Raw genomic sequence first — 18292 nt, forward strand, 5'->3', positions numbered from 1 at the left:
ATGTCTAAAAAGCTAAAGCCCAACTTCAAACTTTCTACAATATGGGGGTTAATAGGCATGATAATTGGTCTGTTAGCCTTCTTATTCAATTATTATTTTGTGCCTGTTTCTTTACCTGGTTATACTGTGCTTACTGCACCAGCCATGTTTATGCTGAGCTTTTTCAGCGAAGAAACTTACTTTACCCCCAAAATGATCCTTTTTCTTTTTGGGCAATTTATCGGTTATTTTTCTTTGGCTTGTATTATTCAGATACTGCACAGAACACGTTCATCATAAACTTACTTAATATACATGTACTGTTTTTCGGGCATAAAAAAGCCGATGACAAATAAATCACCGGCGTGTATTAGCCTATGGGGAAAGCTAGAATAAAAATTATTACAATAAGTGTTCGCTAAGAACAAAGTAATTATAGAGTAAGCACTCTAAATATGCAACAAGAAATAGTATAAAAACTCTATTAATTTTAATCTGAGTAAACTGTATAAACTCTATTAGTATCTGAAAACTTCATAAACAATATAAAATGCATCGCTTGATGGAAGATTTAACATGTGTTCTCCATTCATCGATACACATAATCACAAATTCATATAATATTTGAGGTTACCAATTAATGACTGTAAATCAGCCCACATAACATTATCTTTGGTACGAATGAGAGCGTTCATCTTCATAGTAAACAAACAGTGCTAAAATATTAATATTTCCAATAGCTTGAGTTAATTAATTCACAATAGTAGTGTATGAATTAATAATTACCTGATTTAAATTGGATAATATGCATGGAATTAGAAGGAAAATCTGTTTCTCTTGTTTTAGGGAGTGGTGGAGCTAGAGGCTTGGCTCATATTGGAGTAATTCGAGAGCTAGAAAATAGTGGATGCATTATTAAATCTATTTCAGGTTGTTCTGCTGGAGCGCTAATTGGCGCTGTGTATGCTGCAGGAAAACTAGATGCCTTTGAGAAGTGGGTTTGTGAATTAACCAAAGTTGATATTATGACTTTATTAGATATTTCTTGGCAATCAGGGGGGATTGTTAAGGGGGATAAGGTAATCAATAAACTCATTGATATTGTAGGTGATATTTTGGTTGAAGATCTGCCTATTTCTTTTACAGCTGTTGCGGCAGATGTTAACAATGAAAAAGAAGTTTGGTTAAATTCTGGCAGGCTATTTGATGCCGTAAGAGCATCAATATCTTTACCTTTATTTTTTACTCCTGTCTCTTATAAAGAGAGCTATTTAATTGATGGGGGTGTATTAAATCCTGTCCCGATTGCTCCAACTTTTAAGGATGGTACGGATCTAACCATTGCAGTAAATTTAGCTGGCAGTATTGAACACGACAATACTTACTCTCATTCAAGTGAGAGTAAGGCTAAAGTAACAAGCACAATAGAAAAAATTCGAATTGAAATTAAAAACTTCATCCGTGATTTATCTGATAACAAGACCAAACATAAATCGAAGGACTGGGGAGCTTACAATATTGCTAACCAAGCTTTTGATGCCATGCAATCAACAATCGCAAGACAAAAATTAGCCGCATATCCACCTGATATTGAAATAAAAATAGCTCGTAATGCTTGTGATACGTTAGAATTTTATCGTGCGAAAGAGATGATAGCCTTGGGGCACACAAAGGCTAAAGCCTATTTAAAAATTTAAATAATGACTTCAAGTTTAAAAACTTGTCGTCATTTACTAAAAAGCCAATATCAATCTATGTGGCTTAATCGAATACTTGAGCAAATTGTCAAAGTAAGACCAATTACAGTTAGCTTTGCGCCTGCTTCGCTTTTTTATCAAACTATCAACAGCCTCTGATTTAGGCTTTTTACTACAAGGAACTTTAATGTTATTTCTCATAATTAAACTTTTGATGTTAGCTCTTTCCTATAAATTATATTTAGTGAAAAAAGAGCCTTACTTTTCTGCTTTATTGTTTAGTATCCCACTAGCTATTTTCGGTTTAATTATGGGGCATGAATTAATAGGTGTATTCATAGGTAGTTCTATTCTATTTGCATTAGCGTTTGTTTGTTTTCTTGTTATGTCTAAAGTACCACGTGGCACACCTGAGTACAGCGTACTGGCAGTAACCGCAATTATCGTCGCATTTGTGATATAGCAAAGCAATTAAACAAAATTGATTATCGATTTTAATGTGCTATTCAACACAAACAGGGTGGGAAAGAAAGCTATGTTGCAGTTACTTAACATTGTTTACATAGCTTCCTATAGGGCTAATTTTTCCTTTTAATTAATGGTCGAATTAACCGACGCCAAGATAAAACAAAGCCTGTAAAGACTAAAAAGCAGGCCGCAAGCGATGCTAACCCGGCAATCGTTTGACCAAGGATACCGTAATACTCACCCGTGTGAAGAAATCGTGCTACACCCCAAGCCTGATCGCCTTTCGACCAATCTTCACCACGCTTTGTTTTCACAACATCCCCCGTATCATTATCGAGAAAAAGTGCGTAGGCACGCTCATAGCTATTACCAAGGCTTGGATCAATCCAAAAACGGGTATTACCCTTTTCTCGGCCAAACTCTAACCACATAGAATGCCAGTCTGCTACACCATTTTCCGCCGCATGTTGCTGGGCTTTAACAAACAAGTCTTCATATCGTTGAGAGCCATCAATCAAATCCACAGGCACTCGTTTTTGGCGTGGCCCTGGCGCCTCTTCATTATATAAACCATACAATGCCTGATTCGCCCAATGAAAATGAAAAACTGTTGCTGTGGTTGCTATTACAAACAGGGGGATCACAGCCCATGCGCTAAATACATGATGCCAATTAAAATACTTTGCGTGCGGACTTTTATATTGACCTTTAAATAATAAGTGCTGTTTAACTGATGACCAGCGAATACGGCGCGGTAGCCATAAATAGGCTCCGGTAATCATCAAGAACACAAAAACAAGATTACTATAAGCTGTGATTGCTTTACCTATTTTTTGCGCTTCGCCTTCAAAGGCTAACCAACGATGTAAATCTTCAATTACATGAATCGATTTGACTATCCAACTCGACTCTGTTTGTATGATTTCACCACTATAAGGCGATATTAAATACCCCTGTGAACCTACCCATAAAGGAATTGGTCGCCCTTCTTCATTAACCCAACGAATGTAAAAATGTTTTTCATCAGGATGTTTGCTTCTAGCAATATTGAGTACTTCATCTGTTGTGATTCTTTGCTCTCCAGGCATTGGAGTAACTGAGTGACGAGACTCATCCCAGTCAAGAATCTGTGCTTCATAAGTGAGTAATACCCCTGTCGCTGACATAATAAAGACGATAACGCCAGCAGAGATACCCAAAGATAAATGTGTCCAAAAAAGAAATTTTCTTAACATCTTTTGCTCTCATAAAAAAAACGGCAATCAACAAAGTGATTGCCGTTTTGTTAGGTGGATTGCTTAAAAGTTATAGGTAAGCGACACACGAATGTCACGACCTGCTTCATGTAACCCTGATACACCTTCCCAACCAGGAACATTGTTATAATCACCAACACTTGAGTGATCAATGTAATACTCATTGAATAAGTTAGTCACAGTTAAATTCACTAAGAAAGTTTCATTTGGCTCCCATTGCACATACACGTCATGCACGTTGTAGCCTGCTTTATCAATTTCAGTGGTTGCATCAGCCCAGCCAATATCAACCATTCGGTGGAATACTTCAATGTTATTCAAATCTTCAACATATTCTAGGTTCCAACCCATCTCAATGGTGTCACTTAGCGTGTAGTTAATATTAACACCCCATGTATCACCTCTAACATTAGCTAAACCTATATATTCATAACCTTCAACTTTATTACCATTTAACTCGGCATCGCTACTGCTATAGTTAGCGACAATTTGGAAGTCGTCAATCCAGTAACCAACTTTCAATTCAAAACCATCGGTTTCTAAAGTACCAACATTTTCATACCATGTGCCGCGGCCAAGTTGATCTAAAATGACATTGTCGATATCACTTTGATAGTATGATGCGACGATATTCCAATGATCATCATGATAAGTTACACCAATCTCAGTATTATCAACTTCTTCAGCCTTTAATTCTGGATCAACCGTTAAGTAACCTGCTTCGATAGTAAATGAGTCACCCACTTCTTTACCACGCATAGCTTCAGCATAACCTAAGTTTAATTTCCAATTGTCATTAAACATATACTCAAGACCAAGGTTTGGACTAAAACCATCACTGTCAACACTACCATCATACGTCACTAAATCTAATTCATAAGAATCGTATCTAGCACCAAAGCTTACTAATAGTGATGAGGTTAAGCTCCAATGATCTTGGAAATAAATACCTGCAACTGTGCCTTCTTCTTTAGCACCGCTTTCACCTAACGCGCCTGCTTTTACTTCATCGTCGCGATATTCAATACCATAAGTTAACGTGTGATCTGATACTTGACTGGTATTGCGAATGTCAAAGCCATTAGTTGCAACTTCACCCTTGTAAATACCCCATCTATTATAAACATCTTGCTCAACGCTTGCTTTTGTTGAGTAAATGGTAGTTTCTAAATTAAGTAATTCATTTACGGCAAGTAAGTGATTTAACACAAAGGTATCACGCTCTACGGTAATCGGATAAATTGGATTCCAGCTAGATTCAGGCCAATTAGGGCGCTGTACAAACTCCCCTTCTTCAACGCGACTTTCATAGCTGAAAGTAAGTGATTGGCTATCGCTTAGCTCACCACTGACTTTAACAAAACCTAAGCTTTGCTCAGGGTTAGTGCCAGAAATTTCATTACCTTCACCATCTTCCATGTTGTCGCGGTCGGTATAAACATAAGAAGCGAGTACGCCCCAATCATCATTAAATCGACCATAAAGCGACACATTGCCTTTATAACCGCTATTTGTAAAATAGCCGGCCTTTACCGTGCCACCAAAATCTTTATCATCTTCAAGAACATCGTTAACACTTTTGGTTTTAAAGCGAATAGCACCACCGACAGCACCAGCACCTGCAGTTGCTTCACCAGCACCCGCTTGAACATCGACTTCCTTCAACAAATCAGGGTCAATCGAAAGTCGACCAATGTGGTGGAATAATGTACTTGTTTGAGGTGCACCGTCTACAGTCACGTTTAATAAGGTATCTTCCATTCCACGAATATATACTTTTTGGGCAATACCCAGAGAGCCACCCACAGAAACAGATGGAACTAAACGGAAAATATCAGCTAAGTCATTAGCTTGATACTTCTCTAACTCTTCAGGGGTAATTAGTGTGTTAGTTGTTTGACCAACAACAACAATAGTTTCCATCGTTTCTTCTTCAACTGATTGCTCAGATGAAGCTTGCTCTGCAAATACTTGCTGACTACCCAAAGCGAAAAGAATGGCGAGTGATAGTGGTTTTATACCCTTAGTTAATTGATATGCTTTCATAAAAGGCCTTTAGTGTTTTAATAATTTTTTAGTATTTAAAAATAGAGAATAAGTTAACATTTATTAAATACGAATTATTATCATTTAACTAATGGAATGATAGCAAATTTACAATCTTTACATTTAGCAGGTAAAAATAGCGTACTGATATAAATATATGATTGCTAGTGACTAATTTTTTGGAATAGTAATAACCATAGCTAAGCCGCCATTCTCAATATTTTTGGCACTAACCTTTGCCCTAATCGTTGCTAATTGACGTTTAGCAAGAGCGAGACCTAAACCAAAACTACTACCTTTACGCTCCCGTGACTTATCAACCCGAAAGAAAGGTTTGAATATAGTGTTAAGCAAATCGTTAGGCACACCAGGGCCTTGATCTAGAATTGCAATTTGGTACATATCCTCTTTATCAGACAACTTAACCTTCACAATCTTACCTGCTGGTGTATAGCGTAAGGCATTGCGAAGAATATTTTCAATCGCCTGACCTGCAGCTCTATGGCTTGAGTTTTCAATCACTGCGCTTTCAGGCAAATCAGTAATGAGCTGTCGATCTGGAAATTCAAACTTAGCATCCGCAACCAGCACATCAATCAAGTCAATTAAATCAAGTGACTCTTGTTTTAATTGAGGCTTTTCGTTATCTAACCAAGCTAAAGACAAGGTATCTTCAACCAGCCTTCTAATATGTATGGATTCACGCTCAATACGTTCTATATTCTCGTCTTTTTGGCCTTTTAATGACGCGAGAGAAATATCAAGCCGTGTTAATGGTGTTCGTAATTCATGTGATAAATCTGCGATAAGTTGCCGTTGGCTTATTATTTGTTCACCAATACGAATTGCCATATCGTCGAAGGTTTGCGCTAAATAAGAAAACTCATCATTTCTAGTGCCCATTAACTTACTAGCTCTTACATCAAAATTCCCTGCACTGAAGTGTTTCGTTGCCGATTGCAATTGTAATAGTGGCTTCATTATGTAGCGATATAGCAAGAATGATAATAACGCAAGTAACAGAGTAGGCATCACTATTTGCATGGTGATTTGAGTATAACGCCAGTATTCACCCGGTCGCATTCTTTTTGGTAGCTGAATAAGAAAGCTAGCATTTACATCATTGAAAGGCACTTCCATAACCGGGTTATAATCGAGATATAAATGTATTTTCCAATCAACACTACGACCAAAGATTGGCTCACCGTGATAAACTTGCTCAAAAGGCTCACCTGCAACTTCTTTATAATCAAAGCTAAGCACAGATAACCAAGTGTTTTCTTGCTTTTTCAGGCTTGATATAAATTTTTCTAAACCTACTTTATCATCCGATTTATATAGCCCTTCTGCCGTTTTTCCCCATTGAGTTATTTGCTCCCTATCCTCTAGCGCTAGCATACTCATACCTTCCTCTGTGTGGGAAGTGAGTAAATTAATCACATAAAAAAGCGCCACAATACCTGTGGCCAAGATTAAGCACATTTTCCAGAATAATTGCCGACTCATGTGTAGCTATATCCTTTACCATGACTGGTTATTAATCGTTCGCCAGGGCCTGAAGCGGCATTCAATTTTTTCCTTATGCGGCTTAAATGCATATCTAAACTTCTGTCATATGCCCCCATATTGCGATTAAGTACCCTTTGATAAAGATATGCTTTACTGAGTACATCTCCCTGATTTAGCAATAGCTCCCATATAAGCTTAAACTCTACAGGCGTAAATTCTATCGGCTGTTTATCAATAGTCACCTGGGATTCTTTTGCATTAAGCAAAAGGTTGTCTGATGAAAGCGAGTGCAATTTATTATCTTGCCCCTTAGGCTGGCTTCGTCTTAACATCGCTTTAATTCGTAGCAACAGCTCCGTGATATTAAACGGCTTAGATACATAATCATCTGCACCTTCACTCAAACCAATAATCTTTTCTTGTTCGGCATCTTTTGCCGTTACCATAATTACAGGGGTTTCACAGGTTTTTCTCAAGATTTTCAATAATGAAAAGCCATCACGTTTTGGCAACATGACATCAAGTAATATTAACTGGAATTGATTACTTGTCGCTTTAATTAGCCCCAACTCACCATCAAAGCACTGCTCTATTTGATAGCCATTTTGTGCTAATAATTGGGATAGCTGATTGTTTAATTCTTTATCATCTTCAATGATAAGAATTTTGTCATCACGCATTTGTTAACTCCTTGCTGATGAAGCTGAATAAATTAAGCGATTAAAACTATGAAAAAAGTCTATTACACACTGATATTTCGACGTTAAATTTCAATGTGGCATTCATTATTTGAATAAAAAATCCGAATATTTTTTATTCAAATATCACACAGATAATGATAATCATTTTTATTTGCATTGTAAATGAAAGCTGTAATTAAGGTGTAAAGGTATACACTAATCCTCTTTGTAGAAATGATTGCGAGAGAATTAGTGTTGAAGATGAAGTTTAAGAAAAAGATGCTTATCGGAACCAAATATTGGCGAGCTTTAGCATGGTATAAAGAGTATTTAATAAGGTTAAAATCGTTACATATAATTCTCGAGATAAAAGGATAGCAGCTTTTACTTCCCTGCTACCGCTTCACCTTACCAAGTATAATCCTCTATAATTAAAGCGCTCAAGAATCTAAACTTAAACCTTAAACGTGCTAGCAATATCTTGTAATGAGCTCGCTAATTTCGCTTGTTCTTTAGCGGTTACAAAAATTTGCTCTGCGCCTGCGGTCGTTTCAATTGACTTCTCTTCAACAGAAACTACGTTTTGTGCTACATCCTGTGTCACAACCGATTGCTCTTCAATTGCAGTTGCAATTTGTTCTGTCATTGCAAAAATATCACCAACAGAAGAGGTTATTTCTTCTAAGACTACTTCGACATTCTTCGAGCTTTCTACTGCTTGTACCGCTTTTTTCTGGCTCATTTCAATAACACTGTAAGCAGCATTAGCATCCGTTTGCAGTGACAAAATGAAGTTTTCAATCTCTGAGGTTGACTCTTGAGTACGTTGAGCCAGTGTTCTGACTTCATCAGCCACAACCGCAAAGCCTCGCCCTTGTTCTCCAGCTCTAGCCGCTTCAATGGCCGCATTTAAAGCAAGTAAATTAGTTTGCTCTGCTACAGATTTGATCACATCTACAACACTGGTAATATTTTGGCTACTTTCATGCAAGCTATTAATTTGCGTAGCTAAGCCATCAATTTCCGTAGCTAGCTCTTCTATTGAGTGATATGAATTTTGTACTGTTTTCAAACCATTATTCGCTTTTTCATCAGCATCTTTGGCTGAGGTTGCAGTATTTTGTGTACTTTCAGCCACTTCTTTCACCGTTGCAGAAAGCTCTTCTATAGCCGTTGCAATTAAGCTAATACCACTTTGTTGATCAAATAATGACTTTGAGTTCAGCTCACAAGTTTGTGAAGTTTCTTCTGCGGCAGAAGCTAAGGTAATGCTCGAAGTAGATATATCTTTAATCAGATTAGAAAACTGTAACAATGTTTTATTTAATGCGGTCGATATTTGCCCAAGCTCAGAGCTTCCTTCAAAAGGGCTTTGTACAGTTAAATCATTCTCTTCCCTAACTTTTGCCATCACAGAAGTCAGACTTGAAACTCGTGAAGCCAGATCTTTGATAATATAAAAGCTAATAGCTAACGCTAAGGTAATCAGTACAATGCTACTTAGTAAGTTTATCGTTAACGTAGTCAAAGCTGATGTTTGTTTTTCATCAACCAGTGCTAGCATTGATTTACCTAAACTATTTTCTATTTTCTTTAATTGCCCTATTCGCCCAGTTGACTGAGCAAACCAATACTCTGCCTTAACATCGAAGTCTGTACTTTTACTTTGCGCAATAGCTCTTATTCTGTGAACTTCATTCACAGAGTCATTAGTTAATTGCTGCTTAAAGTATGCTTTATTTTGATCGTTGGTAAATTGATTGAAACTATCAAAGTAGCTATTTTGTTCGCTAGTCAACGTAATAAACTTCGCAAACATACCTGGACCAAATTCATTTTTCGCGAAGGTATTACTCAATACAGCTCTTTCTATACCGGCACGTTCTTTCCCTTGCAAAAAGTTGTAGTAAGCAACAGTTTCTCTAGTGATTAATGCATCGGTACTTATTTCAGCGTTTAGCGTTGCAACACTTAGTAGCTTTTTATTTATTTGTGTGTAATAAGTGAGGGCTTCTGAAAGGGGAATATTTAATGAATCAACTTGTTGGCGGATATCCGCTAGGCGCTTAAATTCAGTATTTATCGAAGTATTTAACGCTATGATTTCACTCAATTGAAAATCATTTTGCTGCCAGAAGTTTACTTGCTTTTGTCTTTTATCATCTGTGCTTTTACGTTGAGCCTGAAGCTTTTGTGCAAAATTAGCTCCTTTTGAACCAATATAACCTGCGGTCATACCTCGTTCTTTTTGTACTTCATGCACTAATTCACTGTAAATAACCGATAACTCAGTAAGAGAGGCTATAGTTGCCATCTCTTTTTTAACTTGCAAACTGCCTAAGATATTTTGAATACTGAGCCACAAAAACCCCAACATTGGTAGCGCCAACAATAATAAAATTTTCTTCCTGAATGAAAGATTAGAAAAAATCATAAATCCCCTTTATTTTTTATTATGAATTCACAACTCTGGGCTATAAATTCACTTCTTCCCATCGATAAAACTACAGTATAGTAATAAAGCTAAATTCGTCCACTTTATGTAATTAAATTATAAAAAAATTAACCCATAACGAATCAAACAAATAGTTAAACATACATTATTAGATAAATAAATTAGATATTGAGCACAATATCACCATAAACAGTTTGAAAATGGCATCTATATTAGACCATCATCTTAAGTTGTACACCTGTATAATTACAACAGATAATACAGGAGCAACTGTAAAGTTAAACGCAAAGAACAGCTATCAGGCTATAGGCGAGAGAAAATTATGTGTATCTTTATATTTCAGGCAAAAAAAAGCCGGTAGTAAAACTACCGGCACATTAGCTATGAGGAGAGCTAAAATATTCAATTATTACAACAAGTGTTCACATAAGGGGGAACAAGAGCGATTATAGAGTAGATACTCTAACAACGCAAGCACAAAATGTAATTAAATTACATTTTTGTTATTTTATTTCTTGAATGAGCTTCAAGATAACGAAACAAATAGTGTTTAGGTCTGACTTTGAAAGTTACCATCATTAATTACGTAAGTAATTCTTCAGCAATCACCTGTTTTGAATCAACAAAAAATTCGCTTATGTTTGGCGATCCTTCATACATACAGTAAACTATCGACAACTTTTACATTATTTATCATTAGCGAATTTAAGATGTCAGTTTCAGATAACAATCAAACCACAGACACAACGCAAACTTCGACCAATAACACCACCCATTTTGGTTATCAAACAATCAATAAAGAAGATAAAGTCTCTATGGTTGCTGGCGTTTTTCATTCTGTCGCTAAACAATACGATATTATGAATGACTTGATGTCATTCGGTATTCACCGTTTATGGAAACGCTTTACTATTGATGCAAGTGGTGTACGCCCAGGTAATAAAGTACTCGATTTAGCCGGTGGTACGGGTGATTTAACAGCTAAATTTTCACAACTTGTCGGTAAACAAGGTAAGGTTGTGTTGGCTGATATTAATAGTTCTATGCTAAATGTTGGTCGCGATAAGCTTCGTGATAAAGGTTTAGTACAAAATATTGAATACGTTCAAGCTAACGCACAATACTTACCTTTTGAAGATAACACCTTTGATATTGTCACCATTGCGTTTGGCTTACGCAATGTTACTGATAAAGACATGGCTTTACGCTCAATCTATCGCGTTTTAAAACCCGGTGGCCGACTATTAGTATTAGAATTCTCAAAGCCTGAGCATGAGCTGGTCAATAAAGCATACGACTTTTATTCATTTAATATTCTTCCTAAAATGGGAGAGTTAGTCGCTAAAGACGGTGAAAGTTATCAGTACCTTGCTGAATCTATTCGTATGCACCCCGATCAGGAAACATTAAAAACCATGCTAGATAATGCGGGCTTTGAGCAAACCAGCTTTAAAAACTTAACCGGTGGCGTAGTTGCCTTACATAAAGGCTATAAGTTTTAATCGCAATGACTTCCCCTTTCACTAAATTAACAGACCAATTGATGTTGCCCCAAACTCTCGCGGCAAGCATAGAAGCTATTGTTAATAAGGTTTTATCACTTGAGTCAGCGAATAACAGTTCACTCGACAAATTAGTTAATAAAACCTTAACTGTCACTCTTACTGAACTTGGCTTTCCGTTAAGCTTTACCGTTATTTCTAGTGTAGATTCTAAAGGCTCTCAACTACTGGTCACCTCTTTAATTGAAGCGGCTGATTGCACGATCAACACCAGTATACAAACCTTAAGAGAGTTAGAAGAAAATCAGCAATTAACTGAGCTGATCAAGCAAGACAAGTTAGACGTTATAGGTGATGTTAAAATTGCTCAACAGTTTGCTCACGTTGCTCAACACCTTAATATTGACTGGCAAAGTGAATTAGCCAATCACATTGGTGAAGTACCAACTTACAAACTCGCCCAACTGGGTAAAAAGCTAACAAAAAAACTCAGCTTTGCTGCAACACAAATTCAAGCTGATGCCAGTGAATACCTAGTGCATGAACAAGGTTTAGTGGTAACAAAAAGTCAGATAGATACTTTTAATCAAGATGTTAACCACATTAATGAGCAAGTTTCGGCGCTAGAAGCACGTATAACGCGACTAATTGAGCAAGCAACTACTTAAGGAATTAAAACGTGAGCAGCATTCGCTTATACCAAATAATTAAAACATTTCTTCACTATGGGCTTGATGACATTGTGCCGCCTGAAATGTTGCCTTGGTATATAAAAGCAGGGCGAAATTCACTGTTTTGGCTACGAAACAAACATAAAGATAAATCAGCAGCGTTACGCTTTCGATTAGCCATCGAATCGCTCGGACCAGTATTTATTAAATTTGGGCAAATGTTATCCACTCGTCGTGATTTACTTCCCGCTGATTTTGCGAATGAATTAGCCTTATTACAAGATCAAGTAGCGCCCTTTGATGGTGAATCAGCAAAGCAATTAATCATTGCTTCCATAGGGTTAGAAACCTTTGAGCAACACTTTAGTGATTTTGACTTAACACCACTTGCCAGTGCTTCTATCGCACAAGTACATACCGCAACTTTTGTTGCTGACGAAGCGCACAAAAATGTTGTCATTAAAGTATTACGCCCAGACATAGACAAAATTATATTAGCGGATGTCAAAGTGATGTCGCGCTTTGCCAGTATTCTTGCCCGTTGGTTACCTGATGGAAAGCGCTTAAGACCCAAAGAAGTGGTAGCAGAATACAAAAAAACCATTTTAGATGAACTTGATCTAAACCGTGAAGCCGCAAATGCCATTCAGCTTAAACGAAATTTTGAACAAGGTAGAGAATACGACAAAGTACTTTATGTGCCTGAAGTATATAGTGAATACTGCCACAAAAATGTACTCGTTATGGAGCGTATTTACGGTATTGGCGTTGCTGAAATTGATACCCTAAATGCACTAGGGGTTGATATGAAATTACTCGCAGAACGTGGCGTAGAAGTATTTTTCACGCAAGTATTTCGCGACAGTTTTTTTCATGCTGATATGCACCCTGGCAATGTGTTTGTTGACGCCAACAACCCTGCTGATCCAACGTGGATAGCCATAGACTGTGGTATTGTCGGCACACTTAATAGAGAAGATAAACGTTACTTAGCAGAAAACTTTGTCGCCTTTTTCAACCGAGATTACCGTAAAGTTGCACAGCTACATGTCGACTCTGGCTGGGTACCCGCTAATACCAGTGTTGATGAATTTGAGTTTGCTATTCGCACCGTTTGCGAACCAATTTTTAACAAGCCACTGGCAGAAATATCGTTTGGGCAAGTGTTAGTCAACCTCTTTAACACAGCACGCCGATTTAATATGGAAGTTCAGCCGCAATTAGTGCTGTTACAAAAAACGTTACTGTATATAGAAGGTTTAGGCCGCCAGCTATATCCACAACTCGACTTATGGCAAACCGCTAAACCCTTTTTAGAAAACTGGGTACAAGAGCAAATGGGCGTAAAAGCGGTCTTTACTAAAATTAAAGAAAATTTACCTTTTTGGAATGAAAAACTACCCGAAATCCCTGATCTGGTTTATGACTATTTAAAAGCAGGAAAAGAGAGCCATTATCAGCAAACTCAACTGATAGAACAATTAGCTCAACAGCAAAAAGCCAACAGCAAACAATTGATATTCAGTGTTTTAGCTGCAGGCTTTATTGTTAGCTCAGCCATATTGGCCAACCAAAACAACATGATACTCACTGCGCTATCAGCAGCGGCAGCGGTTATGTTTTGCTTGTTATCCTTTAAAAAATAACTGTTTATATCATTGTATTAGCTAGTGTGAATACGCCATACGCACGCCATACCTACACCAAAAATACTACGGGTTAAAGTTAGCCTTGAGTATAATTTTATCGCCAGCTGTAAATACAACAATAGTGATAATTAAGCACAAGTATTTGCTAGCAAAGACTACTATGGCAACATTGTAGCTGGTGCGAACCTCCTTGACACAGCTCTGAATTGGTCAAATACTTATTTCACATAGTGTAATAAACTGCTCAACAAAATTGCCATGATATTACCTTTCATAAAATTCTCTGTGCTGGTCAGCTTTAAACTCACTATCATGCTGTTTTATCGGTTTGAGCAACAATGGTTATCCACTTTTTCTAAAGAACAATGGCGGGAAATTAACTTTATTATTTTTCTCAACCATACCAGCTTATTTGAACCACTATTCATTAGATTAGCTCCCTATAAATTTTTATGGCGCATTGCCAACGACTTAGTTGTACCAGGCGCCGACATCACGATGGCTCGACCCATCACAGGTAAAATTTACAAAACCTTAGTACCTGGCTGTATTCCCATTACTCGTAAAAAAGATGAGTCATGGCAGTATTTTTTAAGCCATGTAAACCATGAAAAACTCACGGCTATTTTACCCGAAGGGAGAATGATGCGTAAAAATGGCTTAGATAAATATGGGCAACCAATGAGTATTCGCAGTGGCTTCGTTGATATTTTACAAAAATTAGATCAAGGTAAAATTCTATTTGTTTATAGCGGCGGCTTACATCACATTCAAGCCCCAGGTGATAAGTTTCCAAAACTCTTTAAAAAGATAAAAGTCAATATGGAAGTCATCGATTTAGCGAGTTACAAACAACAATTCAACACATCAGACAAAGCTCAATTCAAAGCGCAAGTAATGCATGATGTGAGTAAAAAACTGCACGATAATGTGCCAAAATAACACACGAAAACTAAAAACAGCCAAGGTACTAATAACAATGAAAACACCGATAGTAACAACCGAATGGCTTAATAATAACTTAGACAACGACAAGCTTATTATTCTCGATGCAAGCATGCAAAAAGTCGTTGGAAAAACACCGATTGAGTACGATAAAAAAAGTTATATTCCAAAAGCTAAACACTTTGATTTAGAAAAAGTATTCTGCAATTTAGCCTCTTCGCAAAGCAATGCTTTCCCAACTGAAGCGCAATTTACTCAAGCTACACAAGCGCTAGGTATAAACTCTAACAGCCTAGTGGTCATTTACGATAATCAAGGTATTTACTCATCACCAAGAGCTTGGTGGATATTTCAGGCAATGGGCTTTAAAAATGCTTTTGTACTTGATGGCGGTCTGCCTCAGTGGCTACTAGAAAATAGAGCAACTGTAGCTTCACCATCAAACCACACTAGCACGTTAGGGAACATTCAAGGGGAGTATCAAGATAAATTAGTATGCGATGCAAACTACATTCTAAACACTTACCTTGATAAACAAACCGTTATCATTGATGCTCGGTCATCCGTAAGGTTTGAGGGCATCAAAGATGAGCCAAGAGCAGGCGTTCGTAGTGGCCATATTCCAAACTCAACGAATTTACCTTTTGCCGAAATATTAGCAGGTCACTGTTTTAAAGAGCCTGCGCAATTAAATACTATATTTGCAAAGCTGTCAGCCCATAAAAATAATGAATTGATCTTTACCTGTGGCTCAGGCATTACCGCCTGCATAATTATGTTAGCCGCAACCATAGCAGGTTATGACAATACCGTTTTATATGATGGTTCATGGTCTGATTGGGGCAGTAACAAGCAACTGCCCATAGCTAAAGGGGAGAGTTAAGTACTTTGCTTGGTACTCAACACTTTACAACTTTCAAGAAAAAACAACTTAGAATCCATAACAAATCCGGTAACTTGATTTCTAAAAACCTTTAGTGACCAAACTGAACACGAATACCAGCATTAACCGTAAAGCCGTCATTGCGTGACCAGATATCTGTAGTCCAACGCCCGCTTGGAGCTTGCTCTGGTAACAATAACGACTCACCTTTGGTTTGACGTACATTGAGGAGGTTTTCTGCATTTAAGAAATAACTCACTTTACCAAAGGTAATTTGACCAAGTAAGCCTAAATGCCAATAGGCGTCACTTTTGTTACGGTATGGGTTACCTTCAAGATGTTGTGTGCCTGTATAGTAAGCTTCAAATCCAACTAAATGACTACCATGCTCTTCCCACATAATAACCGCACCAGCCGAATGCTTTGGTGTGAGCGTTAAAGGTTCTCGACCAATACCTGACTGACTTCTTTTGCTGGCATCCGTGTACAAATAACTTCCCGTGAGTTTAAGATCACGCCAGCGATAGCGAAGTAGCAATTCAGCCCCCCGAATTTCACTTTTGCCAAAGGCATTTACAATACGTACATGTTTATCAGACATTAGGTCACTTTGCGGAATCACTTCAAGTTCCGTAACATTAGCAACGTCAGATGCAAACAAGGTTACACTTGTTTCAACACTGTCAATAAGATAACTAATATCAATAGATGCCGTAGTTGCCTGCTCTTCTTCAAGGTTTTTAAGTGGTGCTAGACGTGATAAACCAGCATCTTCAATGTCTTCAATAAAGGGTGTTGGGGCAAAGAACCCTTGACCATATGAGCCACGAACAGTCCAGTTTTCAGGACTATATAACATAGAAATACGCGGACTAACTTGTGTGCCATATTCGCTGTGCCAGTCAGCACGAGCACTAAGTGACAATGAAACATCATCGCTTGCATCATAATCAACTTGTGAGAATAGCCCGGGCACTTGGTAATTGTAGTTAAACTCTGAAAAATCCTCTGAATCAAAGCGATCTGATTGATAAGCAATACCTACAAGCCAAGCTGTAGCGTCACTATAACCCGACACGCTAGATTCAATTAAGTAACTTTCATGAATATCTTTTTCTTCTACTAAGCCATACACATGGTCGTGCTCTTGGCGCATTGCAGAGCCACGCACATTGAGATTAAGCACTTCCCCTAGTGGTTGATCAAAAATAAAACCACTATCAAGCCTAAGTGAATCTTGACTTTGCTCAAATGGATTACCATCAGGAACAGTTGCCCCTGCCACTGTTCCACCTTTACGTTCTTCCATCATAGCGCCAAAAGTAAGATACAGGTTAGCACCACCTTCGCTTTCCCAATAAATACGCGGACGAATAGTAGCGCGCTGGTACTCGGCCATATCTATCCAGCCATCACTATCTAAATCTTGTTGCGCTTGATTGTGCAGGCCAGCGGTTACAGACGCACTAGCAGCGTCATTAATCGGCGAGGCAAAATATGTGGTGATGTCTTGGCCATTTTTCGATGTCGCATTCAAAAGCACTTCACCTTCCGCTTCATCTGATGGCGTTCGAGAAATTAAGTTAATCACCCCGCCAAGTGCTGAGCCACCATACAATGATGATGCTGATCCTTTAATGATTTCAACATTAGCAAGATCTGTTGGAGGAATTTGTAATAAGCCAATAGATGCAGTTTGACCGCCATATAGCGGTAAACCATCGCTGAGTAACTGCGTATATCGACCATACATACTTTGTAATCGAATATTGGCACTGCCAAGAGCAGGTGAAGTATTTTGCACCCGCACTCCACCGGTTTCAGCAACCAACATAGAAATGTTGCCGGGTCTCATTAAAGCTTTTTCTTGAATTTCTTCGCCGTTAATTATCTCTGTACGGGTTGCTGACTCAGTAACAATTCGGCCTAGTCTTGATGCCGTTACCTGAATCTTTTCAATTTTATTTTCATCGTGCTCATGATGGTCGTCATGATGCTCACCTTCACTAGCATAAGATATTAAAGGTGCTAACAGCACAACGAGTGCTATTTTAGAATATTTGATCAGCATTTTTACCTCTTACAATGCTATGAATTGAGAATATCTCAAACCTCTCAAGCTCAATACGCTACTTCTTATGATTTAGGATATCATCTAAAGTAAATCTTGAAATTAAGAGTTTAAAAAACCCTCAAATTAAGGGCTTTTGGATATATTTGAAATGCCTCTAAGATTTACTCGATATTCTGGATCTGATTATTTAAAGTGTCATTTATAACCAATAATTTCAACACTTTAACAGCAAAACCCATCACAAAACAAAACATCTGCCACCATATCTGCCACCACACATGTAACTATCTCCCCGCTAAAGACGGAGAATGCAAACACAAGTGAACGTAACAATTGCTACGTTAAAAAATCAATACCGACAACCAAGCACCAAAAATCGCTCAATAAACAAACAAAAGGTGATTTGCAACTACAATCAATAAACAACCCAAACTTGATAACGTGAAAATCACCACGTTTTTCAAGTTTCAAAGGCAAA

At 37.7% G+C, this 18292-nt stretch carries 14 protein-coding genes; 8 read left to right on the forward strand and 6 right to left on the reverse strand.

Features of this window, described 5'->3' with window-relative positions; all coding sequences use genetic code 11:
- From AC27GZ_RS03975 to AC27GZ_RS03985, 3 genes are all read left to right on the forward strand, one after another.
- Complete coding sequence (locus AC27GZ_RS03975) at positions 1-279, forward strand: hypothetical protein (protein WP_487093575.1); 279 nt, start codon at positions 1-3, stop codon at positions 277-279.
- 509 nt (positions 280-788) lie between these two features.
- On the forward strand, positions 789-1676 hold the full coding sequence (locus AC27GZ_RS03980) for a patatin-like phospholipase family protein (protein ID WP_487093576.1): 888 nt from the start codon (positions 789-791) through the stop codon (positions 1674-1676).
- Positions 1677-1863: 187 nt separating this feature from the next.
- A complete protein-coding gene (locus AC27GZ_RS03985; protein WP_487093577.1) occupies positions 1864-2139 on the forward strand; it encodes a hypothetical protein in 276 nt (91 codons plus the stop codon).
- 115 nt (positions 2140-2254) lie between these two features.
- Here the strand turns inward: AC27GZ_RS03985 and AC27GZ_RS03990 are convergent, their stop codons facing one another.
- The 5 genes from AC27GZ_RS03990 to AC27GZ_RS04010 form a co-directional block, all read right to left on the reverse strand.
- Positions 2255-3379, reverse strand: coding sequence for a PepSY-associated TM helix domain-containing protein (locus AC27GZ_RS03990; RefSeq protein WP_487093578.1), 1125 nt, complete (start codon positions 3377-3379; stop codon positions 2255-2257).
- Positions 3380-3442: 63 nt separating this feature from the next.
- Positions 3443-5446 carry a TonB-dependent receptor domain-containing protein gene (locus AC27GZ_RS03995; protein ID WP_487093579.1) on the reverse strand — a complete coding sequence of 668 codons (2004 nt, stop codon included), beginning with the start codon at positions 5444-5446 and terminating at the stop codon, positions 3443-3445.
- A gap of 171 nt (positions 5447-5617) precedes the next feature.
- Complete coding sequence (locus AC27GZ_RS04000) at positions 5618-6952, reverse strand: histidine kinase sensor domain-containing protein (protein WP_487093580.1); 1335 nt, start codon at positions 6950-6952, stop codon at positions 5618-5620.
- Positions 6949-7635 (reverse strand): response regulator transcription factor, encoded by a 687-nt coding sequence (locus AC27GZ_RS04005; protein ID WP_487093581.1) that lies wholly within the window; start codon positions 7633-7635, stop codon positions 6949-6951. The genes AC27GZ_RS04000 and AC27GZ_RS04005 overlap by 4 nt, the downstream gene beginning before the upstream one ends.
- Positions 7636-8089: 454 nt before the next feature.
- Entirely contained in the window at positions 8090-10069 is a 1980-nt protein-coding gene (locus AC27GZ_RS04010; RefSeq protein WP_487093582.1) for a methyl-accepting chemotaxis protein, read from the reverse strand.
- A gap of 731 nt (positions 10070-10800) precedes the next feature.
- Between AC27GZ_RS04010 and ubiE the strand changes: the two genes are divergently transcribed.
- The 5 genes from ubiE to AC27GZ_RS04035 all read left to right on the forward strand — a co-directional run bounded on the left by ubiE (position 10801) and on the right by AC27GZ_RS04035 (position 15740).
- On the forward strand, positions 10801-11592 hold the full coding sequence (gene ubiE, locus AC27GZ_RS04015) for a bifunctional demethylmenaquinone methyltransferase/2-methoxy-6-polyprenyl-1,4-benzoquinol methylase UbiE (protein ID WP_487093583.1): 792 nt from the start codon (positions 10801-10803) through the stop codon (positions 11590-11592).
- Positions 11593-11597: 5 nt separating this feature from the next.
- Positions 11598-12260 carry a ubiquinone biosynthesis accessory factor UbiJ gene (locus AC27GZ_RS04020; protein WP_487093584.1) on the forward strand — a complete coding sequence of 221 codons (663 nt, stop codon included), beginning with the start codon at positions 11598-11600 and terminating at the stop codon, positions 12258-12260.
- Between the two features lie 11 nt (positions 12261-12271).
- Positions 12272-13909 (forward strand): ubiquinone biosynthesis regulatory protein kinase UbiB, encoded by a 1638-nt coding sequence (gene ubiB / locus AC27GZ_RS04025; RefSeq protein WP_487093585.1) that lies wholly within the window; start codon positions 12272-12274, stop codon positions 13907-13909.
- A gap of 261 nt (positions 13910-14170) precedes the next feature.
- Complete coding sequence (locus AC27GZ_RS04030) at positions 14171-14854, forward strand: 1-acyl-sn-glycerol-3-phosphate acyltransferase (RefSeq protein ID WP_487093586.1); 684 nt, start codon at positions 14171-14173, stop codon at positions 14852-14854.
- Between the two features lie 37 nt (positions 14855-14891).
- Complete coding sequence (locus AC27GZ_RS04035; protein WP_487093587.1) at positions 14892-15740, forward strand: sulfurtransferase; 849 nt, start codon at positions 14892-14894, stop codon at positions 15738-15740.
- Positions 15741-15831: 91 nt separating this feature from the next.
- Here AC27GZ_RS04035 and AC27GZ_RS04040 read toward each other — a convergent pair whose 3' ends face one another.
- Positions 15832-17811, reverse strand: a complete 1980-nt coding sequence (locus AC27GZ_RS04040; RefSeq protein WP_487093588.1) for a TonB-dependent receptor plug domain-containing protein — start codon at positions 17809-17811, stop codon at positions 15832-15834.
- Between the last annotated feature and the right edge of the window lie 481 nt (positions 17812-18292).

Source organism: Colwellia sp. SU-HH00943, from assembly GCF_057546125.1.